This window comes from Streptomyces sp. URMC 126, from assembly GCF_051386555.1.
GTDB lineage: Bacteria > Actinomycetota > Actinomycetes > Streptomycetales > Streptomycetaceae > Streptomyces.
Window position 1 is genome coordinate 1 of record NZ_JBPQTX010000836.1, and the last position, 276, is coordinate 276.

Sequence of the window (276 nt, forward strand, 5' to 3'; positions counted from 1 at the left end):
GTCCTACACGCGCTATCGCTGCACGGGCACGCCGACCGCCGATGTGCGCGGCGCGCGGGCGATGATCCCCGTCGTGGAGCGCCGGGGCTTCCTGGTGGGCCGCGACCCCCGCACGGGCGGGTTCGGCTCCCGGGACTGCCTCGACGCGGTCCACGACGTGCTCAGGGCCTACCGCACCCGCGGCCTGCCGGGGGCGCACCCGGCGATGATCCCCAACGTCTGGGTGGCGAGCCTGACCGGTTGGACGGACCGCCGCCTGCGTCCGTGACCACGGCG

At 76.1% G+C, this 276-nt stretch carries 1 pseudogene; it reads left to right on the forward strand.

Annotated features, from left to right (window positions below):
• Nucleotides 1-268: pseudogene (locus ACSNOK_RS34145) on the forward strand (hypothetical protein); the annotation flags it as partial.
• Nucleotides 269-276 lie beyond the last annotated feature (8 nt).